The sequence below is a fragment of the Trebonia sp. genome, from assembly GCF_030042015.1.
Lineage (GTDB): Bacteria > Actinomycetota > Actinomycetes > Streptosporangiales > Streptosporangiaceae > Trebonia.
In genome coordinates, this window is the sequence record NZ_JASIAL010000373.1 from 1 (window position 1) to 17,220 (window position 17,220).

Genomic DNA, 17,220 nt, shown 5'->3' on the forward strand with positions numbered 1-17,220 from the left:
TAGAGCCATCTGAGATATACTGATCGCGAAGGAGGCAGCAATGACCAAGACCCTCGTGGAGATCGACGACGAGTACCTCGCGGCTGCGCAGCAGGCGCTGGGCACCGCCACCAAGAAGGACACGGTCAATGCTGCCCTCCGCGAGGTCGCCGCGCTGGCCGCCAGACGGCGTGACCTGCAAAGGCTCACCTCCGGCGGACTGCCCGACCTCGAAGAACAGGACGTGATGCTGGCCGCATGGCAGCGGTAGCCCGCTACCTGGCAGACACCAGCGCCCTCGCCCGCCTGCGCCATCCGCACGTGGCAGCGGTCCTGGCGCCGCTGATCGAGTCGGGAGTGGTGGCCACCTGCGGTTTCATCGAGTTCGAACTCGGCTGGGCAACCCGCACCGGGGCGGAGTTCGGCCAGGTACGAGCCGACCGCGACGCTGGCTATGAGTGGCTGGCCACCCATGATGGGGACTGGCGGAGAGCGCTTGACGTCCAGGGCGCCTTGTGGCGGGGCGGGCGCATCAGGGCGGTCGGCCTGCCTGACCTGCTGATCGCGGCGGTGGCCGAACGCGAACGTGTCACCGTTCTGCATTACGACGGTGATTACGAGCTGATCGCGCAGATCACGGGCCAGCCGGTGCAATGGGTCGTACCCCGCGGAACGGTGCCCTGACCTCAGTAACATTCAGGCCTTTGTACTCGGGCTGCTCCGGGGCCGGAGCCGAAGGCGGGTCTAGGCGCCTGAAGCCGGGCGGCCGCGGCCGTAGATCTCCGGGAACTCGCGCATGATCGCTGCGACTGTCTGCCCGGCTGTCATCGCCGTGCCATCGACGGCGAAATACCGGTATCCGCCCTGGTTGCCGGCGATCGTCGTGTCGGTGCTATCCAGCGGGCCCACCCTGTCGCGCCACTCCTGCGTGGTCTGCTTGGCGCGCGTGATCCGGCGGCGCTGCCGCTCGTCCGGCTGCACGAGCAACTGCACCATGCACACCTCGTCGACCTCGGGGACAAGCTCGCGGAAGCGCAGGAAGTCATCGCGGGTGGTGAAAAAGCTCCCCGCGATGACGTTCCCGAACCCGGCAGCCCAGTAGTTGCGGACGAGAGCCCCGACGTTGGCTCGCAGCAGCCGCCAGAACGCCTCGTCATACAAGCACGGGTTGACCTGGCCCAGATCTTCGGCATCTATCCGCGCCGCGCGCGGCGTGTGCGGCAACAGCGCACGGATGATCGTGGTCTTGCCGGCACCCTCCTGCCCACAGATAAGGATCAGACGGCGGACCGCAGGACCCGGATACGGGACTTCACTGAAGCTGGTCATGATCTGCCAGCTTCCCACAGCAGCAGCCTGCGGTTCCGGCCGCCACACCTCGAACACGGGCATGCACCCTTGAGCGGAAAGCGGCACGAGAGTCGCGTGGCCGCCCAAACGGGGACTCGTTCCAGCATCTTTCCTGGCTCTGCTCGATCGTGACACCCGATGCTGCATAGGTAAGGATTGATGGTGTGAGTGACGCTTTGACCTACCATGCGGCATTGCAGTTGCTTGGGAGGACTACTAGAAGCCGGCTGGTGACTTTGCTGGATGCTGTCGCGACGACCGGGTTGACAGCGTGGGCGGCAGGAGCCTTGGCCGCTGGGCAACGCGTTGATCTGCCGCTGAGCATTTTCGAGCTGAAGACCGAAATCGTTCTGTACGCGCACGAGGTGGTCCGGCGGATTTCGGACTGGCGTACTGGCCTGTCCCGTTTTGACCGTTCTGAGCGGCTCGCCGCGGCGCACGCGGTTCTGGTCATATCGTCATATTTCGAGGCAGCAGCGCAAGCGGATCTTCCGGTATCCATGGAACGTCTAGCACTGACCAGCGCGGAACAGGCGGCGCTAGCCACGGGAAGCAAAGTGCCAGACGGATACGTCGAGATCATCGAGTTCCTGCTACGGGAACCACTGCCGCTTCCCGAGCCGCACCGGTCTCATGCCGAAGTCCGGCACAAGCTTGCGAGCTGCTATGACGGGTTGTCCAACCGGCTCATGAAACTCATCTCGGGCATGGCGGTGTGGGACGAACTCGACGGCGACAGCAAGCATGCGCTGGACGAAGCGATCCACGCGCTGCCGCCGAGAGCTCTCGACCGGTATGACGATGGATACCGCTTCTTGGCCATGGACAACCGCGAGTTCGCGGTCTGGGCAGGCCTAACCGAAGTCCGCGCGGTGGGCGCCGCTTTGTCGGGAATGTCGTCGCTTCTGACAGAGATGACCCTCCGCCGCCCGGGCCAAAGGCCACGCATGCATCTTGCAATGAGCTACCGCGCTGCTCTGACCGAGCCGATCATAGGCTCCGGGCAGGCACCTGATGGCGTGGTGCTTCCCTCCCTAGGGGAAGGCTACGTGAATCCCGTCTGCCGAGTCGCGGAGATCAGGCCGGGAGACAGGCCAGCGGAAAGCCAGTGGTGGGAGGCCCAGGAGCTAGTGCCGGATATCGAGGCGTTTTTCGCGGGTTATCTGACTTCACCGCGGGCCGCTGGGCTCCCGCTGGTGGTGCTTGGTGAACCGGGATCTGGAAAGTCCAAGCTGGCCGAGGTTCTGGCAGCGCGGCTGCCGGAACAAGATTTCCTCCCTGTCTTGATCCAGCTGCGCGATGTAGCCGCGGAGTCCATGATCCAGGAACAGATCGAGCAGGCTATCTTCCAGCGGCCCGGTGAGCGGGTCAGCTGGCATGACCTGGTTGAGGCGGCCGAAGGAGCACTGCCGGTCGTGCTGCTTGACGGGTTTGATGAACTGGTCCAGGCGACCGCAGTGAACCGGTATGACTACCTGGAACAAGTGCGGGATTTCCAGCTCAGGCAGGCGCAGGTCGGCCACCCGGTTGCGGTGATCGTCACGAGCCGTACCGTTGCCGCCGACCTGTCCCGGTTTCCGGTGGGTAGCCTTGTCCTGCAGTTGCAGCCGTTTACTGAAGACCAGGTACGCCGCTGGCTGGAGATCTGGGACCGCCATAATGCTCCCGTCCTAGCTGCGCGAGGACTGCGGCCGCTGCCTGCCGAGACCGCGCTTGCGCACCGCGAACTCGCCGAGCAGCCCTTGCTCCTGCTGCTAGTGGCTATCTTCGATGCCACAGACAACGGTCTTCAGCGGCTCGATACCCGAATGGGACGGGCTGAACTGTACGAGCGTCTGCTTACCGAATTCGCTTTCCGCGAGGTCAGCAAGTCGGCACGCAACCGGGCGCTGTCGGCCCTCCGGCAACGCCAGCTGGCAGCGCGCGAAGTTCAGCGCTTGGCTGTCGTCGCGCTCGCCATGTTCGCCCGCGGGCAGCAGGCCGCCAGCGAAGCAGAGCTGAACCAGGACCTGCCGGTTCTTTTCCCTGATGATGACGACACGGAGATCGACCCAGACGCCGCTCTCACACCCGCGCAGCGCGCGACCGGCCGGTTCTTCTTCGTCCACAAATCCGAGGCCCGCCGGCACGATGAGCGCATGCGAAGCTATGAGTTCCTGCACGCTACGTTCGGGGAGTTCCTCGTGGCCCGGCTTGCCGTCACCGCACTGCGTGACATAGCGGAATACAGGCAGGTGATGCGCCGCGGGACGACTGCGGCAGGCCCCCTCGACGACGGCTTCCTGTACGCGACGCTATCATTTTCATGCCTGGCGAGCCGGACTCCGATCGTGCGTTTCATGAGCGAGCTGCTTCAGCAGATCCCCGGCGATGAACGCGCTCGCTGCCGGGAAATGCTCTGCGATCTCATCACGGGATCACTATATCCGCATCCGAACCGGTCATTTCAGCGCTATGAGCCGATGCGGTACGCGATTCCCCGGCGCCTTGCCTGCTACTCCGCCAATCTTGTGCTGATGCTCGTCGTCATGGTTGGCGAGGTCAGTGCAACAGAATTCTGCGGGACAGCCGATACAGGTAAGAAATGGGCAGAGTACGGCTACCTTTGGCGTTCTGCATTCACATCCTCAGAGTGGAATAGCCTCATCGACACCATCCGCGCGCGGATCAGCCGCAGGGGCGGACCGGTAGAAATAAATCTGACAAGGGATGATGGATCGCCAGTATCGCCGATTGACAGCTTCGTCGTAACGGAGAAGTCTAGCGAGCTGACAAACTTCGATGTTCACCTATCTTCGCACGAAGATGTTTCCTACGACGTAGAAATACCATTCGGCAACAGGGCGAGTCGCATATTTCGCGATATCGCATTTACGCCCAGCTGGCAGACCGCAATGCTCTTGCTCCAGACCGTTCCTTACCTGCGGGCCTTGGATGGTGAAATCCGTTATCAGCAAAACGACGGAAGTGCCGACTTGCCCGGATACATGCTGGCACGTCTGGACTACGCTCGCGGGGAATCGCCGAGCAGGCGGCAGAAGCTTTACGAGTCATTCGCTGCTACGATGGCGATTAGCGCAGAGTTGAGAGAACAGTTTCTCATTCGACTGCTGCAGGACGCTGCCGATTTCCCAGCCTCGGCAACGGTCGAGATTCTGCGGAAGGTGAGTAGCCTGCCTCCCACAGGGACCTACATCGCACTTTTGAACGGCCTATGGGAGAAGGCAGACTCAGCAGAAGATCGAAACTCGCTTATCGAGTATGTATCTGATATCCGCACCTCGTGGCCGGAAGACACGGTAAGTTCGGTGAACAAGGAACTCCTGAGCCCAATGCCACCGGCTTTAGGGCGAAACGATCGGGCGCTGATCCGGTTTCCGGTTGCGCTGTGTGATCGTTCCTGGCTGCGGGCCTGTTGTTCAGGTTGCCTGCGAGATGGGTGAGGCTCCCGCTAGAAGTGTGATTGTCTACGTCCCACTTCGTCGCCGGAGCCTCACGTGCCTTCTTCTTACCCTGTCCCGTCGGATGCCGTGCCAGTTTCGGGCGGGATGATGGTCGCGGTGCCGCTGGAGCTGCTGGCGTCGCCGCTGAAGAGCGGCAGGGACCTGGGCGACAGCGACCGGTCCGCGCTGGTCATCGGGGGCACGGGGAAGATCCGCACGGGCGGCACGGTCGTGTTCTGCAAGGTGGTCGCGGTCGCGGAAGCGCTGGTGAAACGGGACGGGCAGGTCCGGGCGAAAGGCAGCCCGGTGCATCACGCGACGCTGGGGCCACTGGAGGCCAAGGCCGGGCCGGATGCCGCCGGCGTGATCGCGGGGCGGGCGCGGCTGGGCGCCCGGTTCGTGAAGGGGGAGCGGGAAAGGCTGCTGGCCAGGGCGTTCATGATCCGGGTGATCGTGGCGATGACGCTGATGCCGGACGCGCGGCCCAGGGACGTGATCGCCGCGCTGGCCGGGGACCTGGCCCTGGTCCCGTGGGCGCGGCCGTGGCGGCCGGCGTCGGCGCGGTCGGCCGGGGACTGGCGGAACGCCCTCGGGCCGGTCCCCCTGGAAGAACTGCGGGACCTCGTCCTGGGACAGGCCTGGCGGGAGCACCAGGGACGGGGCTGTCCCGGCGCGGTGACCACCGGGAAGAAGCGGCCGCTGAAGGCGGGGTCGCTGGACGGGACGCTGCTGCGGGTGCCGGACACGCCCGCGAACAGGGCGTTCTTCGGCACCGTGGGCACGGGCGATGATTCCGGCCCGTACCCGTGCCTGCGGGCGCTCCCGATGGGCTGCTGCTCGTGCCGGGCACTGTTCGCGATGCCGCACGGGCCGGCCGGGACGGACAAGGCCGAATCGGAGCAGGCCCTGCTCGACGAGGCCATGGAATGCTCCCCCGGCCTGTTCGCGCCCGACTGGATCTGGCTGATGGACCGCAACTACCACGGAGCGTCCCGGATCGCCCGCCTCATCGGGCGCACGCACGTGCTGATCAGGCTCAAGAGCGACATCCCGCTGAAGCGGACCTCGCAGATCCTGCCCGACTGCTCCTACCGGGCGGAGCTGTCCGGTGACGGCGTCACGATCACGGTCCGGGTAATCGAGTACTGGGTCACCGTGGAGGGCCAGGACGTGCCGGAGATGTTCTGCCTGGTCACCGATCTCATGGACTGGGAGGACTACCCCGCCATCGAGCTGGCCGGCCTCTATAAGTGGCGGTGGGACGGGTCGGAAACCGCGCTGCGGGAGGCCAAGGCGCAGCTGCGCGGCGCCGGCCCGGGCACCGGCCCGATGCTCCGCTCCGGCCTCCCGGACCTCGTGCGGCAGGAACTCGCGGCCTGGGCCGCCGGCACCGGGATGGCCCGCGGCGTCATCCTCGACGCGGCCCGCGCTGCCGCGCCCGCGGCGAAAGGGCGCCGCGCCGGGCTCGAGGTCCGGCCCCGGGACCTGTCCCTCGCCCGCGCCGTCCGCGCGGTCCTGTCCGCGATCCGCCTCGGGCACGCCTGCTACCAGGCCGTGACCAGCGAGATCTCGGGATACCGGAACGTCGTCGACCGGGACCGGCACCGCGCCCGCAAGTCCAAGTCCCCCTCCTCCTTCGCGCACGCGGGACCGGCCGACACCGTCACCCGCATCGCCCCCGCCGTCATCACCATGGCCAACTCCCCGGCCTGACCAGCGAGAACACCGTACACCCGCCCGAACGAGGACCCTGCCGGCCGTGGACCCGGCGGCCGCCGGCACGACACGCCGACCTCCGGCATGCCCGCTGGAAAGAAACTACCCGCAGTAACCAAAAACAGGAACTACCCACAACCGGTCAAACACCTAAACCCCATGGCATTGACTCCTGAGCCACACCGGTCAGCGAACGATCAGGTGACGTTTTGCCGCCGTCCAGACGGTCACCAGGCCCACTGCTACTGCCGGGCCTGCGCCGAATTTAGAGGCTATTACGATGGGAGTGTTTTCAGGTTCATCGCTGAAAGCACGCGGATCTGGTAGTAGCGGACCGCACAGGGAAGCGCGTCACGAACTGCTTGCGCATTGACTTCAATGTATTCGGGTCGCTCGTCCGACATCCAGAATTTGTCGAGGCGTAGGCCCACGTCGAGTGCATGTTCGAGTTGGGGAAGAAGCGAAGCAGCAAGATTTTGAAGTCTTTCGCTTTGAACGAGCGGGCTCCGAAGAACAAGATCGAGGTAGCAACCGTACAAGAGAACCTGTGTCACAAGGGCACGCCAGAATACTGGCCGGCGTGCCGGAGTAAAATCATCGAGTAGCGCTGTGATGGAGCTCAGCCCAGGCTTGTCGTGCCTAACGTCGATGTCTGCAAGAACCGTCCTGAATTGAGAAAAGGTCAGCAAACTGCCCGGCAGGTCCGTTGTGGCGTCCGTTTTGAGATCATTCGGCGTGCTGCCAAGTAGCGCGTCGGCAGCCTCATCTACCTGGCATGGCTGCAGCTCTTCATCGCGGATATCTATGTGGTCACCAGAAAGTTCAGTGTAAATCGAGGCAATACTTGAAGAGTCTGCTAGCACTCTATAGGCAGCCTTCATCAATCCATACTCGATCGAGACCTGCGGTTCCAGATACATATCGGCAAGCGTAAGATTGCGGTCAAGCATCCGGACAAGGGCAGCAGGGGCGAGGATCTCGTAAACGGTCGCTGCCTGTGGCAGCGAGCCCGTTTCAGGGGCCACGAGTGACAGCATGGAGATCCGACGAAGCGCCTGGCCGATGAGATCAATAAGCTGGAATTTAATAGGTTCATACGCCGAGTACAAGCGTTTCCGGGCCTCGTACTCGTAGTCACGCCGCGCCTTTCTTACATCACGCTCTTCATCAAGTTCGCTCTGGACGCGAGCGAGCCGGCGGGCATAGAGGGCGCTCACGACCGCGCCGATGGTGGCACCGAGGACCCCGATGATTGCGACTATAATCGCCGCGGTCATGTCACCTCCCGATTTGAAGGCACCCTGAAAATTTGAGTCTGCATCGGAGGATCCGCAACCGTTCCTCTCGCTGAGCATCCTGGCACAACCAGCCTTTACCCGGCCAGGATCACCGTCAAGGTCGGGGCCGCTAGCGCGTCCGGTCATGGGCACGCTGAACATCGTCGTGCCATGACTGTGCTGCGCACCACCTTGCGGGAATTCGCCGTCTGCAGCGGACTCCGGCGTTCTGACTGTGATTCTGCTCGGTAAACCTGACCGCAGTTGCCTGTCGGTGCTGACCGCGGTCTTTGCTTGGGGATTTTGATGTTCGTCAGGTGTGACCGCACGGTCGACCAGCCCGGTCAGACGGCATGAATGACCAGGGTTAGGGCCACACCACCCCTTTGCCGGACCACGTGACCCCTTCGTGGCGGCACAGGCAGAAGGGATGTCCGACGGGGTCGGTGTACACCTGCCAGCCGTAGCCCTCGGGTCCGATGAAGTCCTTGTGCAGTGTCGCGCCGAGCTTGACGACGCGGCGCTGCTCGGGCTCGATTTCGTCCACTTCGAAGTCGAGGTGGTACTGCTTGGGGTGTTCGCCGTCGGGCCATCGCGGAGGACGGTAGTCCTCCACCCGCTGGAAGGCCAGATCGACCTCGCCGACGGTGATGCCCGCGAAGTTGTCGGAGCTGCCCTCGATAATGGCATGGCCTGTCACCTGGGAGTAGAAGGCGGCTAGCTTCATCGCGTCCGGGCAGTCGATGATGAAACCCAAGAGTTGTAGCATCAGGCGATCGTGCCACAGAGCAGGGCGTAGCCGATAGCGCCCTGCGCAGTGCAGCGTCTAGTCGTCCGGTGCCATGCGTCCGCCCCGCCGCACTCTGAATCTGACACCTTCCTCCGCCGTGACCAGGAAGAACCGAAGCTGTCGCCAGCAGCCTCACACGAGCACAGACAGGGCGACCGCGGTCACATCTCGCGATCACCGTCTTCTTCGAATGGAGCCGTCCCACCTCGTATCCGGGCTTGGTCCCGGCTGGGCTCAGGCTGCGTGAGGGGCTATTTCCACTCAGCCGCTCCGGGCGCCGGGCTGCGAGCCGGTCAGGGCTGGATGTTCTCCAGATCCTCCAGCAGACTTGGGTGAGTTGGCTCCCAGCCGAGCGTCTGCCGGGTGTGGGCGCTCGATGAGGGCTGGTCGGTCGCGAAGATCGGGCCGAGCGGGCCGAAGGTCTCCTGCGGTGTCGCTTCGACCGGGAGCCCCAGCCGTCTGCCGATGACGGTGGCGATGTCGAGCACGGGGTCGCCCTGGTCACTCACGGCGTGCCACGCGGTCCCGGCCGGCGCATTCTCCAGGACCAGCCGGAAGAGGACGGCCGCGTCAAGCGCGTGTACGGCCGGCCAGCGTTGGGCGCCGTCGCCCGGATAGCGCGACACTCCGGTGCGGCGTGCCATTTCGGTCAGCAGGCCGGCGAATCCGCCCCTGCCCTCGTTATGGACTGTGCGCGGCATGCGGACAGCTGCGCTCCTGACTCCGCGGGCGGCCAAGTCCAGGACCGCTGTGACAGAGCGGCTGCGGCCGCCGACCGGCCCGCTGGTCGGCAGCGGGTCGGCCTCGGTGGAGGCGCGGCCTGGGACGTAGGGCGTGCCCGAGACTGTGATGAGGGGGCGGCCGCTGCCGGTGAGCTCCTCGCCAAGGGCTGCAAGTGCGGCGCCCTCTTCACCGATCGCCGCTGCCAGGGCTGCGGGGCTGCTGAAGTCATTGGCAAAGGCCAGGTGGATGACCCCGTCAGCCTTAGCGGCGCCGGCGCGGAGCGTGCCCAGGTCGGCGAGGTCGCCGCGAATGGTCTGCGCGCCGGCGGACTCGAGGGCAGTCCCGGACGAGTCGGAACGAGCGAGGGCGAGGACGGTGTGGCCATTGCCGAGTAGCTCGGCGATGACGGCGGAACCGATCAGCCCGCTGCCGCCCGTGACGAAGACCCGCATGAGGTTCTCCTCAGAAGTGATGAGATCATTGTCCCATCACTATAACAGGACGACGGGACAAAGGTCGCATCACCTAGTATGGGCTCATGGCTCGATGGGAACCTGGCGCGCGGCAGAGGATGGTCCTGGCTGCTGTGGATCTGTTCACCGAGCAGGGGTACGACGCCACGACGGTCGCGCAGATCGCTGCGCGCGCAGGGGTCACCAAGAGCACCTTCTTCCGGCACTTCCCCGACAAGCGTGAGCTCCTCGTGGCGGGGCAGGAAGTGTTGAGCCGGCTGCTGGCCGAGGGGATCGCCGAGGCACCGCAGACCGCCAGCCCGCTCGAGGCGGTCGCGGCCGGGCTCGAGCGGGCGTCGAGCGTGATGGGCCCGATGAACCGCGAACTCGGCGCCCGCCTGAAGGCAGCAATCGCAGCCAGCGCCGAGCTACAAGAGCGCGATGCCCTCAAGAGCGTGGGCCTCGCGGCAGCCATGACCGATGCTCTCAAGGCACGGGGCGTGCCAGACCCGATCGCGCACCTTGCGAGCGAGATAGGCGTCCTGGCGTTCAAACGTGGCTACTCCGAATGGCTGCAGGCCGACCACGACACCGAGGGCGGGCTGGCGCCTTACACCGCCGCTGCCCTCAAAGACCTACGGGCAGCGAGTGCGTCGCTCAGCTGAGCAGGTCTCACCCTCGCCACCAGTGCTCGCGTGTCACCTGGACAGCTATCTCGCTAGTGGCGCCCGCCATGCCCGGACGCAGGCCGCGCATGTCCCTAAGTTGCGGTGACCTTTTAGCCTTGACCAGCTCACATGCTTAAGCAAGGGGCGAGATCACGAATGGTTTACTCGGCTAGCCCGGCCTGACTTGTGACAACCCAGCGCGTAGCCGTGTTCCAGCACGGTGCGGAGATAGTGCCGACCCGTATCACGGCCACCCTGCCCGCGAAGTCGCGTCCTGGAAAGCATCCCAGCGGTTCGGGCGACGGCACAACCACCAGCTCACCCGGCCCGCTCGGCCCCGATCGCGTCGAGGTCGCGTACGGCGTAGCGGAGGTGCTCCCATTCCTCGTTGAGGATCACGTGCAGGCAGGAACGGACGGTCTCGGGGCGTGTGGGGTCGTGCGGGTTCTCGCACGGCGCGGCCAGCACATCCGGCGTGACGGTGGCGAGGAAGTCGCGCACCATCGCGACCCGGCCCGCCCGGACCTCCAGCACCTCGGCGTACGACGGTGGGGTCGTCGCGAAGACCGTCCGGGTCTTCGGCGCGCCGGCCGGCCCGGCCGGGGTAACGGCGGTTGAGCTCGGCCTCGACGAACGGGATCACGTCCACGCCGTTGACGCGCAGGAAGCCCCCGCGGTCGCAGAGAAACGGATCATCGATGTCCGCGCCTTCCGCATTGACACCGCGCATCACGACACCGGACAGGTCGGCTTCGACGAACCGGGCGCCACGCAGGTCCACGCCGGCGAACTCCGCTGCCTGCAGCTTGTCGGACCGGGTGAAAGGTAGCCATGACCTCTCCTCCGCCAGTGGCCTCGGCGAGACTGATCTCGCATGCCGCTGTCAGCAATTCCAGCTGATTCGTACCAGTTCGCTATTGCATGCGAGTCTAGATCGCTGGGTACCCGGTGAGGTCCGTGCACGGTCACGCCGTCGGACCGGAGCCGATGATGAACAGCAATTTCTGCGGCGACCAGGCCCCGGGCACGTTGCAATGGACCCCGCCCAGCGGGCCCGCATCGCCGAGATCCGCGACAACCTGACCGCCCGCATCGCCGAAGCCGAACGCGAAGGCTGGCTCGGCGGAGCCGAAGGCCTGAAAATCAGCCTCGCCGGTGCCGAAGACAAGCTCGCCCAGATCGACCGCCGGACCCGCCCCGCCGCCATCATCGAGCTCGGCATGCCCGCTCCCGCCCGGCAAGCCTGAACAGCAACCGCCAGTCCGATTTAAGCCCGATTTGTCAAGTTCAGAGAATGCCGCGGACAGGGCATGTGTCCGGACCACTGCGGCCTCGACAGCCACGTCCGTAAAGTTTCCGCGGAAACGCTCGCTTCTGCCGCTTTCCGCTCAGGGACACATGCCCCTCTGTTCGAGGTGCGACGGCTCCCCTTGAGCAACATCCCCGCAACGAAGAGTTCCGTCAGGCTCACCGGCAGGTCGCGCTGGCAAGCCAGTAGCGGACTGGTCCGCAGTGCGCTCTCTGTCATCGACGATGCGGGAGGGGTGCTGGTGCCTCCTCGCGCTCTGGTCGGGTGGGGGCTTCCCCCGGCCGCTAGCCGCCCGAACCAGGCTGGCGATGAGACCGGCAGGAACAAGCGGAGTGAAGTCTGTGTTGTGTTTTTTGTGTTTTAGATACAAAATGAGGGTGTGGACATGACTGACCTGATCCCCACTGGAGAAGCGGCCCGGCTGCTTGGCTGCTCGCGCCAGCATGTGGTGGACCTGTGCGAGGAAGGCAAGCTACCAGTCGTGCGGAAGGGCGGATCGCATCGGTATGTGAACCGCTCTGATGTGCTCGCATTGCTCGGTCAATCTCGGACGCGTGACCAGGAGCAGTCTCGCTGGCTGCATGGAGCGATCGTCGGGCACCTTGTGACCGAGCCTGATCTTGTCCTTGCGCGGGCGCGCGAGAACCTCGACCGTTTCAGCAAGGTCCACGCGGGAACGATGGCGGAACACTGGTTGGATCTATGGCGTCTCACCCTGAACTCCGGGCCGGATCACGTCCTTACCGTCCTGGTGTCCGATGCTCCTGAGGCGACAGAGTTGCGGCAGAATAGCCCGTTCACCGGCATCCTGTCAGAGGAGGAACGCAAGAGGGTCCTTGACTCGTTCCGTAAGCACTGGCACTCGGAGCATCCCCGTGACACGTGAGCAGTTGGAGCATGTTCTTCGCGCGGTGTCCCGCATAACCGAAGATCCTAACGTTCTGGTGATTGGCAGCCAGTCCATTCTGGGCAGCTACTCTGAGCACGAGTTGCCGCCCGAGGCGACTGGCTCGATGGAGGTGGATACCGCCTTCTTCTCTGACCCTGACGAGACCAAGTCGGGTCTTGTCGACGCGATGATTGGCGAGCTCTCACACTTCCACAACGAGTTTGGATACTACCCCCAGGGCGTCAGCGTCAGCACGGGTGTGTTTCCGGCGGGTTGGATGGATCGCCTCGTTACCTACGAGACCCCGGGATCTTCGCCAGGCCGGGGGCTGTGTCTAGAGCCGCACGACTGCGTCTTGGCCAAGCTTGTCCGGTTCGAGAAGAAGGACAAACCTGATAGATCTTGACATTCTGGCCGATCGAGTGGGAACGCTTCCCGCTCATCCTGCGATCGTCGAAAACATCCGGAAATTGATCGACACCTTGAAGGCTAGGCAACGAGTGAGAGAGCCCTAACCTTGTCTCACAGATATCAGAAGAGACTAGAGGGACCGGAACAGGCCAGCCGATACAAATCCGCCGCCACCGCGGTCTCTATCAACGCAGATGAGCCGACGACGGAACTCAACTGATTTACCGCTCATGCCGCGAGGTGAGCGCGAAAACCCGCGCCGTGATCGCGGGCGGGATCATAGAGCACAAGAGTATGCCACGTCCTGCATGAATATGCGCGCAGCTGACATGCTCATTCCAGCAGAAGAGGGCCGCGGGCCCACGATCTTCGGGGCGGTGGCGCAGACGAGCTTATTCTGCGTCCCTGAACTGACGGTTGCGAAGGCCGCGGTGGGCGGGCCATGCTCCGCCCAAGGCGGTCAGCCGGGCAGTTCGAAGTCCCAGATCGAGACCGCGGGCAGGCCGACGAAGGCGGCGCGGTTGGCCTCGGGGACGATGTCCGCGGCGGGGGTGACCACGGCCGCTTCGGTGAGCGGCGGCTCCGCGAGGCCGCGCAGCCGCAGTCCGGCGGCGTTCGCCGCGCTGATGTACTCAGACGGCAGGTGGCAGTGCAGGCGCATGAACCCCCGCTGGCCGTCCGCGCCGGGGAACTGGGCCTGCCAGCCGAGGGTTACCAGGAACGGGTGGACGTCGCTGACGACGAGCCGGCCGCCTGGCCGCAGCACGCGCGCGAACTCCCGCAGGGCAGCGGAAACGCCGGGGATGTGCACGAGGGCAAGCGCGCACACCACGGCGTCCACCGAGTCGGCGGGGAGCGGCAGCGCGGTCAGGTCACCCGCGCGGAAGTCGGCGCCCGGCAGCTTCTCGCGGGCTATGTCCAGCATGGCGGCGGAGACGTCCACGCCGATCACCGCGTGGCCGCGCTGGGCGAGGATGGCGCTGTAGCGGCCGGTCCCGCACGCGGCGTCCAGTGCGGTGCCGGGCGGGATGCTGTCGATGAGCGCGCGCATCGGCGGTTCCTCGATGGGGAAGAGCCGCAGCGGCTGGTCATAGGTCGCCGACCATTGCCGGTACCCGCTCTGCACGGTGTACTCCGTGCCCACGGGCGCCCGCAGCCGGGTCCCGCGGTCAAGCTGGCCGAGCACGTCACGGATCTCGGCGGCGCGCGCGGCGCGGCCGTCGGCGTCACCCGTGAACGCCTGCCGCATGAGCGCCACGCCTGCCACGGCGATGACGTACTCGCCGAGCGTTGGTCCGGACATCACGGTCTCCCTTCAGCCGACGGACGCGAGGGCGGCGGCCCGGGACGCGAGCGAGCGTCCCCTGATGAGATCGGCGGCCTTCTCCCCGATCATGATCGTTGCCGCATTCGTATTCGTCGATGTTATCGACGGCATGACCGACGCGTCGGCGACGCGCAGGCCCTGCAGGCCGTGCACCCGAAGCTCCGGGTCGACGACGGCGTCGTCGCCGACCCCCATCCGGCAGGTGCCCACGGGGTGGCAGAACGTGCTCACCGCCTGCCTGACGAACGCGGCCAGCCCCTCGGGTCCCGCGCTCTCGATCCCCGACATGTCATCCCGGCCCCGCCAGTCGGCGAACGCCGGCTGGGTGCGCAGTTCGAGGGCCTTCCGCACACCCCGGACGAGCATCTCCAGGTCGTGGCCCTGGTCGAGGTAGCCGGGATCGATCACCGGCCGCTGCCGCGGGTCGGCTGAGGCCAGCGACAGCCTGCCGCGGCTGACGGGGCGCATGTGCCCGACCGCGAACGTGTAGGCGTTGCCGGCCGCCTGCTGCCACGGGTTGACGAACGGCACGTGGACCAGGCAGGTCATCAGGTCGGGCCCGGGCAGGGCGGCGTCGCTGCGCCAGTAGAGCACCGCCTCGCCGAGGTTGCCCGTGCCGGCAGGAATCGGCCGACGGGCCTCGACGCAGATGCCGCACAGCAGAATATGGTCGTGCAGGTTGCGGCCGACCCCCGGCACCGCGGCGACGGTCTCGATGCCCAGGTCAGACAGGGCAGCGGGGTCGCCGATCCCGGAGAGCATCAGCAGCCGCGGCGAGTCGATCGCGCCGGCGCACAGCACCACCTCGGCGCCGGCGCGCGCCCGCAGCAGCCTGCCGCCGCGGCGGTACTCGACCCCGGTGCAGCGCCCGTTCCCGACGAGCAGCCGGTGCACGAAGGCCCCGGTCGCCACGGTCAGGTTCGGCCGGGACAGCGCCGGGCGCAGGTAGGCGTCGGCCGTGGTCTGGCGGTGGCCGACGGCGATCGTCATGTCGTGCAGGCCGGCGCCGTCGAGCTCGCGGCAGTTGAAGTCGTCGCGGAGCGGGTGGCCGGCCTCCCCGCACGCCTCGACGAACGCCAGCGTCAGCGGGTGCGGGCGCGCGGTCGGCCCGACCGCGAGCGGGCCTCCCCTGCCCCGGTAGCGCGGGTCCCCGCGCGGCACGTCCTCCATCCGCTTGAAGTAGGGCAGGACCTGGTCATAGGACCAGCCCGGGTTCCCGGCGTAGGCCCAGGAGTCGAAGTCCGTGCGATGCCCCCGCAGGAACGCCATCGCGTTGATGCTGTGCGAGCCGCCCAGGCCCCGGCCGCGGGGCATCGCGTGCGCGTGCCCGGTCCCCCGCTGCACGGTCGTCTGGTACGCCCAGTCCCGCTCGGTCCCGCTGAGCGCGGGCCATTCCGGCGGGTCGCGGACGAGATCGGGCAGGCCGTCGCCGCCGGCTTCGAGCAGGAGCACGGTCCTATCCGGGTCCTCGCTCAGCCGCGACGCGATCACGCAGCCCGCCGACCCGGCGCCGATGACGATGTAGTCGTTCGAAACAGGAGTCATCGTGGTCCCCCTACCACTCTCGATCCTCGTTCGTAACGAACATCATTCGTCAGGAACACCGTTCTGTCAAGTGCTATGCTCGCGGACGTGACCGAGCTCAGCGAACCGCGCAGCCGCCGCGACCGCCCGGCGAAGCAGCCGCTGTCCCGTGCGGTGATCGTCGACGCGGCCCTTGAGCTCGTCAGGCAGGACCGGCTCGACGCGGTGACGCTGCGCAGCGTCGCCGAGCGCCTCGACACCGGGCCCGCCTCGCTGTATGTCTACGTCGCCAACCGCGAGGACCTGCTCGAGCGGATGCTTGACCGGGTGCTCTCGCAGGTTCCCGCGGTCACCGTCGACCCGGCGCGCTGGCACGAGCAGCTCACCGCCCTGTTCACGGCCACCCTGGACGCGCTGTGCGGGTACCCGGGGATCGCCCAGGTCGCGCTCGGCTCGATCCCGGTCTGGCCCTCCGCGCTGGCCATCACCGAGACCGCCCTGGCGCTGCTGCGCGCCGGCGAGATCCCCGACCAGGCCGCCGCCTGGGCCGTCGACGCCCTCTACCTGGTCACGGTCGCGACCGCCGTCGAGCAGGGCATCGCCGGCCAGCGCACGCCCACCGCGCCGCACCACAAGTCGCTGGCCGCCAGCTACACCGACCCCGTGCGCGACATCTACGCCGCCCTGCCCGCCGACCGCTACCCGAACATCACCGGCATGGCGGTCACGCTGACGGAAGGCGATACCGCCGTGCGCTTCGCCTTCGCGATCAACGCCATCATCGCCGGCGCTAGCATCGGGGCGTGACCTATGTGCTCGCGCAAGTGAACATCGGCCGGCTGGTCGCGCCGCTGGACAGCCCCGCGCTCGCGGACTTCGCGGCGGCGCTCGACCCGGTGAACGCGGTCGCCGACGCCGCCCCTGGGTTCGTGTGGCGGCTGCAGACCGAGGACGGGAACGCGACGGCGCTGCGCGCCTTCGAGCAGGACGCCGAGGGCGCCGACGGCGGCATCCTCATCAACATGTCCGTGTGGGAGTCGGTGGCGGCGCTCGCCGCGTACGTCTACGGCGACGCGCACCTGGCGGTGCTGCGGCGCCGCCGCGAGTGGTTCGAGCGGATGGCGCAGGCGTACACCGCGCTGTGGTGGATTCCGCGCGGCCACATCCCGGCGATCCCCGAGGCCGAACACCGGGTGAGGCACCTGCGCGTGCACGGCCCGACGCCGTACGCGTTCACCCTGCGCGAGCACTTCCCGCCGCCGGACAGCGGCGAGCCCGACATGCTGCGCAGCCCAGACCGCTGGACCTGCCCGGTCTAGTGACCGGCTTCGGGCGCGCGCGGACGGCTGGGCAGGCGCCACG

Annotated in this window: 17 protein-coding genes; 10 read left to right on the forward strand and 7 right to left on the reverse strand. The window is 66.4% G+C overall.

The window, feature by feature from the left end:
- Positions 1 to 40: 40 nt before the first annotated feature.
- Positions 41 to 250: a type II toxin-antitoxin system VapB family antitoxin gene (locus Q1N79_RS20255; RefSeq protein ID WP_300611221.1), complete on the forward strand. Its 210-nt coding sequence runs from the start codon at positions 41 to 43 to the stop codon at positions 248 to 250.
- Positions 238 to 663, forward strand: a complete 426-nt coding sequence (locus Q1N79_RS20260; protein ID WP_300611224.1) for a PIN domain nuclease — start codon at positions 238 to 240, stop codon at positions 661 to 663. The genes Q1N79_RS20255 and Q1N79_RS20260 overlap by 13 nt, the downstream gene beginning before the upstream one ends.
- 60 nt (positions 664 to 723) lie before the next feature.
- Here the strand turns inward: Q1N79_RS20260 and Q1N79_RS20265 are convergent, their stop codons facing one another.
- Entirely contained in the window at positions 724 to 1,308 is a 585-nt protein-coding gene (locus Q1N79_RS20265) for an AAA family ATPase (RefSeq protein ID WP_300611227.1), read from the reverse strand.
- Positions 1,309 to 1,493: 185 nt separating this feature from the next.
- Here Q1N79_RS20265 and Q1N79_RS20270 point away from each other — a divergent pair, with 185 nt between their 5' ends.
- Both Q1N79_RS20270 and Q1N79_RS20275 read left to right on the forward strand, forming a co-directional pair.
- Positions 1,494 to 4,772 (forward strand): NACHT domain-containing protein, encoded by a 3,279-nt coding sequence (locus Q1N79_RS20270; protein ID WP_300611230.1) that lies wholly within the window; start codon positions 1,494 to 1,496, stop codon positions 4,770 to 4,772.
- 117 nt (positions 4,773 to 4,889) lie between these two features.
- Positions 4,890 to 6,485, forward strand: a complete 1,596-nt coding sequence (locus Q1N79_RS20275) for a transposase domain-containing protein (protein ID WP_300611233.1) — start codon at positions 4,890 to 4,892, stop codon at positions 6,483 to 6,485.
- A gap of 278 nt (positions 6,486 to 6,763) precedes the next feature.
- On the opposite strand, the gene Q1N79_RS20280 is transcribed toward Q1N79_RS20275, so the two are convergent.
- The 3 genes from Q1N79_RS20280 to Q1N79_RS20290 all read right to left on the reverse strand — a co-directional run bounded on the left by Q1N79_RS20280 (position 6,764) and on the right by Q1N79_RS20290 (position 9,730).
- Positions 6,764 to 7,765 (reverse strand): hypothetical protein, encoded by a 1,002-nt coding sequence (locus tag Q1N79_RS20280; RefSeq protein ID WP_300611236.1) that lies wholly within the window; start codon positions 7,763 to 7,765, stop codon positions 6,764 to 6,766.
- 367 nt (positions 7,766 to 8,132) lie between these two features.
- On the reverse strand, positions 8,133 to 8,534 hold the full coding sequence (locus tag Q1N79_RS20285; RefSeq protein ID WP_300611239.1) for a VOC family protein: 402 nt from the start codon (positions 8,532 to 8,534) through the stop codon (positions 8,133 to 8,135).
- A gap of 314 nt (positions 8,535 to 8,848) precedes the next feature.
- Positions 8,849 to 9,730, reverse strand: coding sequence for an SDR family oxidoreductase (locus tag Q1N79_RS20290; protein WP_300611242.1), 882 nt, complete (start codon positions 9,728 to 9,730; stop codon positions 8,849 to 8,851).
- 134 nt (positions 9,731 to 9,864) lie between these two features.
- Between Q1N79_RS20290 and Q1N79_RS20295 the strand changes: the two genes are divergently transcribed.
- Positions 9,865 to 10,395, forward strand: a complete 531-nt coding sequence (locus Q1N79_RS20295) for a TetR/AcrR family transcriptional regulator (protein ID WP_300611245.1) — start codon at positions 9,865 to 9,867, stop codon at positions 10,393 to 10,395.
- Between the two features lie 321 nt (positions 10,396 to 10,716).
- Here Q1N79_RS20295 and Q1N79_RS20300 read toward each other — a convergent pair whose 3' ends face one another.
- Positions 10,717 to 10,932 (reverse strand): DinB family protein, encoded by a 216-nt coding sequence (locus tag Q1N79_RS20300; RefSeq protein WP_367185116.1) that lies wholly within the window; start codon positions 10,930 to 10,932, stop codon positions 10,717 to 10,719.
- Between the two features lie 500 nt (positions 10,933 to 11,432).
- Here Q1N79_RS20300 and Q1N79_RS20310 point away from each other — a divergent pair, with 500 nt between their 5' ends.
- The 3 genes from Q1N79_RS20310 (at position 11,433) to Q1N79_RS20320 (ending at position 13,002) form a co-directional block, all read left to right on the forward strand.
- Positions 11,433 to 11,645 carry a hypothetical protein gene (locus Q1N79_RS20310; protein ID WP_300611252.1) on the forward strand — a complete coding sequence of 71 codons (213 nt, stop codon included), beginning with the start codon at positions 11,433 to 11,435 and terminating at the stop codon, positions 11,643 to 11,645.
- Between the two features lie 447 nt (positions 11,646 to 12,092).
- A complete protein-coding gene (locus Q1N79_RS20315; RefSeq protein WP_300611254.1) occupies positions 12,093 to 12,593 on the forward strand; it encodes a helix-turn-helix domain-containing protein in 501 nt (166 codons plus the stop codon).
- Positions 12,583 to 13,002, forward strand: a complete 420-nt coding sequence (locus Q1N79_RS20320) for a DUF6036 family nucleotidyltransferase (protein ID WP_300611256.1) — start codon at positions 12,583 to 12,585, stop codon at positions 13,000 to 13,002. Before Q1N79_RS20315 ends, Q1N79_RS20320 begins: the two co-directional genes overlap by 11 nt.
- Before the next feature lie 465 nt (positions 13,003 to 13,467).
- Here the strand turns inward: Q1N79_RS20320 and Q1N79_RS20325 are convergent, their stop codons facing one another.
- Together Q1N79_RS20325 and Q1N79_RS20330 are read right to left on the reverse strand one after the other, a co-directional pair.
- Positions 13,468 to 14,310: a class I SAM-dependent methyltransferase gene (locus Q1N79_RS20325; RefSeq protein ID WP_300611258.1), complete on the reverse strand. Its 843-nt coding sequence runs from the start codon at positions 14,308 to 14,310 to the stop codon at positions 13,468 to 13,470.
- 12 nt (positions 14,311 to 14,322) lie between these two features.
- On the reverse strand, positions 14,323 to 15,879 hold the full coding sequence (locus tag Q1N79_RS20330) for a GMC family oxidoreductase (protein ID WP_300611260.1): 1,557 nt from the start codon (positions 15,877 to 15,879) through the stop codon (positions 14,323 to 14,325).
- A gap of 87 nt (positions 15,880 to 15,966) precedes the next feature.
- Here Q1N79_RS20330 and Q1N79_RS20335 point away from each other — a divergent pair, with 87 nt between their 5' ends.
- The gene (locus tag Q1N79_RS20335) at positions 15,967 to 16,665 is read left to right on the forward strand and encodes a TetR/AcrR family transcriptional regulator (RefSeq protein ID WP_300611262.1); all 699 of its coding nucleotides are present in this window, start codon (positions 15,967 to 15,969) and stop codon (positions 16,663 to 16,665) included.
- Positions 16,662 to 17,177, forward strand: a complete 516-nt coding sequence (locus tag Q1N79_RS20340) for a DUF3291 domain-containing protein (protein WP_300611263.1) — start codon at positions 16,662 to 16,664, stop codon at positions 17,175 to 17,177. Before Q1N79_RS20335 ends, Q1N79_RS20340 begins: the two co-directional genes overlap by 4 nt.
- The last annotated feature ends 43 nt before the right edge of the window (positions 17,178 to 17,220 follow it).

Bases quoted from the DNA above. Each gene is read 5' to 3' on its own strand.
- Q1N79_RS20255 (WP_300611221.1), top strand. From the start codon at position 41: ATGACCAAGACCCTCGTGGAGATCGACGACGAGTACCTCGCGGCTGCG.
- Q1N79_RS20260 (WP_300611224.1), top strand. From the start codon at position 238: ATGGCAGCGGTAGCCCGCTACCTGGCAGACACCAGCGCCCTCGCCCGC.
- Q1N79_RS20265 (WP_300611227.1), bottom strand. From the start codon at position 1,308: ATGACCAGCTTCAGTGAAGTCCCGTATCCGGGTCCTGCGGTCCGCCGT.
- Q1N79_RS20280 (WP_300611236.1), bottom strand. From the start codon at position 7,765: ATGACCGCGGCGATTATAGTCGCAATCATCGGGGTCCTCGGTGCCACC.
- Q1N79_RS20285 (WP_300611239.1), bottom strand. From the start codon at position 8,534: ATGCTACAACTCTTGGGTTTCATCATCGACTGCCCGGACGCGATGAAG.
- Q1N79_RS20290 (WP_300611242.1), bottom strand. From the start codon at position 9,730: ATGCGGGTCTTCGTCACGGGCGGCAGCGGGCTGATCGGTTCCGCCGTC.
- Q1N79_RS20310 (WP_300611252.1), top strand. From the start codon at position 11,433: ATGGACCCCGCCCAGCGGGCCCGCATCGCCGAGATCCGCGACAACCTG.
- Q1N79_RS20315 (WP_300611254.1), top strand. From the start codon at position 12,093: ATGACTGACCTGATCCCCACTGGAGAAGCGGCCCGGCTGCTTGGCTGC.
- Q1N79_RS20325 (WP_300611258.1), bottom strand. From the start codon at position 14,310: ATGTCCGGACCAACGCTCGGCGAGTACGTCATCGCCGTGGCAGGCGTG.
- Q1N79_RS20330 (WP_300611260.1), bottom strand. From the start codon at position 15,879: ATGACTCCTGTTTCGAACGACTACATCGTCATCGGCGCCGGGTCGGCG.